The organism is Aeromicrobium sp. (genome assembly GCF_049586495.1).
Lineage (GTDB): Bacteria > Actinomycetota > Actinomycetes > Propionibacteriales > Nocardioidaceae > Aeromicrobium.
In genome coordinates this window covers 1-3,930 of the sequence record NZ_JBAVCB010000214.1, presented here as the reverse complement: position 1 = coordinate 3,930, position 3,930 = coordinate 1, and the positions used below count along the sequence as shown (strand labels likewise).

Below are 3,930 nucleotides of genomic sequence, written 5' to 3'. Positions count from 1 at the left end.
GGACCGCACGAAGTACTTGATGTTGTCGAAGTCGATGCCACCGAGGTCGGAGCCCCAGGTGGGCATGGGCTTGCGACCGAACAGCTTCAGTCCCTTGAGGCGCAGGTCGAGCATCCACTGCGGCTCGCTCTTGAGCGCGGAGATGTTGCGCACCACCTTCTCGCTGAGGCCACGCTGCACGTTGGCGCCGGCGTCATTGGCGTCGGACCAGCCGAACTCATAGCGGCCAACGTCCTTGAGGCCGGGATTGGCTTCCTCGACGGCGTTGGGAGTCTCATGTGATGTGGTCGTCATGAGGTCAACCTCTCTGCTGGGGTGGTCGGATGCGGCAGGTGAGTGGTGCAGACGCCATTGCCTTGCGCAATGGTCGCCAGGCGTTGCACGTGAGTACCGAGCAGCCGCGAGAACATCTCGGCCTCGGCCTCACACATCTGGGGGAACTCGGCCGCCACATGGGCAACCGGGCAGTGGTGCTGGCACATCTGGGCGCCAGCCGGGGTGGAGCTGACCGAGGCTGCAAAGCCTTCGGCGGTGAGTGACTGGGCGAGCACGCCGGCCCGTTCGTGCGGCTCGGCCTGCTCCAGCAGCGGGCGGACCCGCTCCTCAAGATCAGCCATGCGGTGCTGCGCGAAGGCCATGACAGCTTCTTCGCCGCCGGTGTCCCGCAGGTAGCGCAGCGCGCCCGCCGCGAGCTCGTCGTAGGACTGGCTGAACTGATCGCGTCCTGCGTCGGTGAGCGCGAAGACCTTGGCCGGGCGTCCGCGTCCTCGCTGGCCCACGATGCGCTGCTCGCGCGGCTCCACCGCGCCGTCAGCGACCAGCAGATCAAGATGACGGCGTACCGCGGCCGACGTGAGATGCAGCTCGTGCGCCAGGTCGGCGGCCGTGGATGGCCCGTTCTCCAGGATCGCGCGGGTGACGCGCGTGCGCGTGGGAGCGTCGTCGACCGACGTCTGCTCCTCCACCCGCATGTATTTCACAACACCAGTGTGCCGTTAATGCTTCCGCCCGTTCAAGCAAGGTCCGCCTTACCCGTGGTCCTCCTGCTGCGACGGTCCGACTTCTGCGGCTGGGAGCACGGCGGCATCAGCTGCTCGAGTTCCGGCGCCCCACCCGCGCGCGTCGAAGTTGCGCCGTCTTCGTTGCGTGGTCACGTGAGGAAACAGTCGGTCGAATGCAGCGTCGACGGCGACGGCCTGGTGCTGCAGCACCGGGACGAGCCCAGAGCCGTAGGTCTCCGCGGCGTGGTCGGAGGAGCGGGAGAGTCGCTCACCGATGCGCACCGCGTAGGCGCTGAGAAATGCCTTGCGGAACGACGACGAACGATCCCGGCCATGGGACTCCCGGCCCGCCTGGGTCATGGCGCGAGTGGCCTGCACCAGCGTGGAGGTGAAGAGCATGTCGACCTGGGCCACGTCGGTGGGCACACCCACGAGCGTGACGCACGACGCGTAGCTGTTCCAGATCGCGCGGGTGCGGTTGGCGCGGCCGATGACGGCCAGCAGGGCGGCCTTCTCCAGACCGTACGGATGGTGGATCAGCACCCGAATGCCGTGCACCTCGATCGACTCTCCCGATTGGTCGGCGAGGAGTGCCTCGTCGATCGCATGGTGGGTCATCAGATCCTGAGCCTTGGCGGTGAACGCCTCCGCCTCGGCGGGAAACTCGGTGGACTCTGCCTTCGCCAGAAGGGCCCGGATCTTGGCCAGCATCTTGGTCTGCTGGGGGCGTGCCCGCCGCGGAGCCGCAGCGGGACGCCGCGCATGACCCCACTGCGAGGGCGGAGCCATCAAGTGTTCTGAGCGTGGCAACAGGTGCAGGAAGTCGGGCACCACCAGCACGACGGTCCAGACCCCCACATCAGCGCGTCCACGCCGGGCCAGGAGGCCCTCTGGTCCGACCGTGCCAGGGTGGCGAGCCGTGAGGGACCGAAGCTGATCGACCCAGAGCTCGGGCGCGCGCTCCACTGCCGAGGTCTGCTCAGCCTCGATCAGGATCGCCCGAGCCACCCACCGGGCGCCGGCGGCCGATGTGTGGCGGCGGACCGCGTGCGCCAGATCGAGCGGTTGCCAGCCGTCTTCCCACGCCGAGCTGATCCTGGACAGCACCTCCTCGACGACCAGCGCCGCAGGGTCGAGGTCGGCAGACGTCGAGACTGCTCCGAGGGCATTGAGCTGGGCGACCCTGGGTGCCACGACCCGCTGCGACACCGCGGCGTACCGCACGGCGGTGTGAATCAGACCCAGGATCTCGGCCCGCGTCATCGCGTGAGGTGAACCGTGCGCGGCCGCACGGCCAGTCCTGCTGTTCGTCCCCATGCAGTGATCCTCGCAACCACGTCTGACAAGGACCTCACGGGCGTCCACAGGCCCCTAGGCTGGCCCCATGGCGAGCGACGCGGTGCAGATCGAGGCCGGGGGAAGGTCCGTGCGGGTGTCGAGCCCCGACCGGGTGATCTTCGAGGCCACTGACTTCTCGGCCGAGGTCACCAAACAGATGGTGGCCCAGTACTACGCCGATGTGGCCGACGGCATCGTCCGGGCGCTCAAGAACCGTCCGGTCACGCTGGAACGCTGGCCCAAGGGCGTGCGCGAGGGCATGGAGCTCTCCACCCGGCAAGACAGCAAGGGCGATGCCTTCTACCAAAAGCGCATGATGCGCGGCGCCCCGGCGTTCATCGAGTCGGCCCGGGTGAACTTTCCGTCGGGACGGCGCGCCGATGAGCTGTGCATCACCGAGGTGGCGTCGGTGGTGTGGGCCGCCCACATGGGGGCCATCACGTTCCACCCATGGCCCATGCGGCGTGACGACAACGACCACCCTGACGAGCTGCGCATCGACCTCGACCCGCATGGTGACACGTCCTTCAGCGATTCCGTACGCGTCGCAGGCGTGGCGAAGCAGCTGTTCGACGACGTGGGGATCCGCGCGTTCTGCAAGACCAGCGGCAATCGCGGCGTCCACGTCTACGTGCGGATCGAACCACGGTGGACCGTCACGGACGTGCGGCACGCCGCCATCGCCGTCGGGCGGGAGCTGGAGCGCCGCACCGAGGGAGTCACGACGGCCTGGTGGAAGGAGGAGCGCGGCGACAACATCTTCGTGGACTTCAACCAGAATGCCCGCGACCGCACGATCGCTTCGGCCTACTCCGTCCGGCCGAAGCCGGGCGCTCCCGTGTCGATGCCGTTGACCTGGCACGAGCTGGCCGAGACCGACGATCCACGCCAGTTCACGGTGCACACCGTGCCGGCCCTGCTGGCCGACCGCGGCGATGCTCACGCCGAGATCGACGACGTTGCTCATTCGCTGCGGCCCCTGCTCGACCTCTGGGACGCCGACCTCGAGCGCGGCCTCGGCGAGTTGCCGTATCCCCCGGACTACCCGAAGATGCCGGGTGAGCCGAAGCGGGTGCAACCCAGCAAGGCTCGCCCAGACACGTGAGCGAGGTCGCTCAGTACCAGTTGTTGCCGGACTTGAAAGCGTTGGCTGAGCACGGGGTGCCGTAGGAGGCCTTGATGTAGTCCAGGCCCCAGCGGATCTGGGTGACCGGGTTCGACTTCCAGTCCTTGCCGGCCGTCGCCATCTTGTCCGCAGGCAGCGACTGCGGGATGCCGTAGGCACCGGACGAGGGATTGGTGGCGGTGTGATCCCATCCGCTCTCGCCGACGTACAAGGCGTCCAGACAGGAGAACTGTGCTGCGTCCCAGCCGTAGTCGGGCAGCATCTTGCGCGCGACGTCCTGCGGGTTCTCCTGTGCCTCTTCGAGTGCGTTCTGCTTGTCCTCAGCCTTCTGCGCCTTTGCGGCGGCTTTCTCGGCCTCGTCGGCAGCGGCCGTGACGGCCTCGTCCATGGCTGACAGCGGCGGACGCTCAGCGTCGCGAGACACGTCAGCACCCTCGTCGACGGCTACGGCGGCCATGGCTGGCT

At 67.9% G+C, this 3,930-nt stretch carries 3 protein-coding genes and 2 pseudogenes; 1 reads left to right on the top strand and 4 read right to left on the bottom strand.

Annotated features, from left to right (window positions below):
* The 3 genes and pseudogenes from WB508_RS11445 to WB508_RS11435 form a co-directional block, all read right to left on the bottom strand.
* A pseudogene (locus tag WB508_RS11445) lies at window positions 1–294 on the bottom strand (Fe-S cluster assembly protein SufB); the annotation flags it as partial.
* The gene (locus WB508_RS11440) at window positions 291–971 is read right to left on the bottom strand and encodes a helix-turn-helix transcriptional regulator (RefSeq protein ID WP_423845011.1); all 681 of its coding nucleotides are present in this window, start codon (window positions 969–971) and stop codon (window positions 291–293) included. The gene WB508_RS11440 and the pseudogene WB508_RS11445, both read right to left, overlap by 4 nt.
* Before the next feature lie 57 nt (window positions 972–1,028).
* A complete protein-coding gene (locus WB508_RS11435; protein ID WP_423845010.1) occupies window positions 1,029–2,264 on the bottom strand; it encodes a DUF2786 domain-containing protein in 1,236 nt (411 codons plus the stop codon).
* A gap of 121 nt (window positions 2,265–2,385) precedes the next feature.
* Here WB508_RS11435 and WB508_RS11430 point away from each other — a divergent pair, with 121 nt between their 5' ends.
* Complete coding sequence (locus tag WB508_RS11430) at window positions 2,386–3,444, top strand: DNA polymerase domain-containing protein (protein ID WP_423845009.1); 1,059 nt, start codon at window positions 2,386–2,388, stop codon at window positions 3,442–3,444.
* Between the two features lie 10 nt (window positions 3,445–3,454).
* Here the strand turns inward: WB508_RS11430 and WB508_RS11425 are convergent.
* Window positions 3,455–3,930: pseudogene (locus tag WB508_RS11425) on the bottom strand (hypothetical protein); the annotation flags it as partial.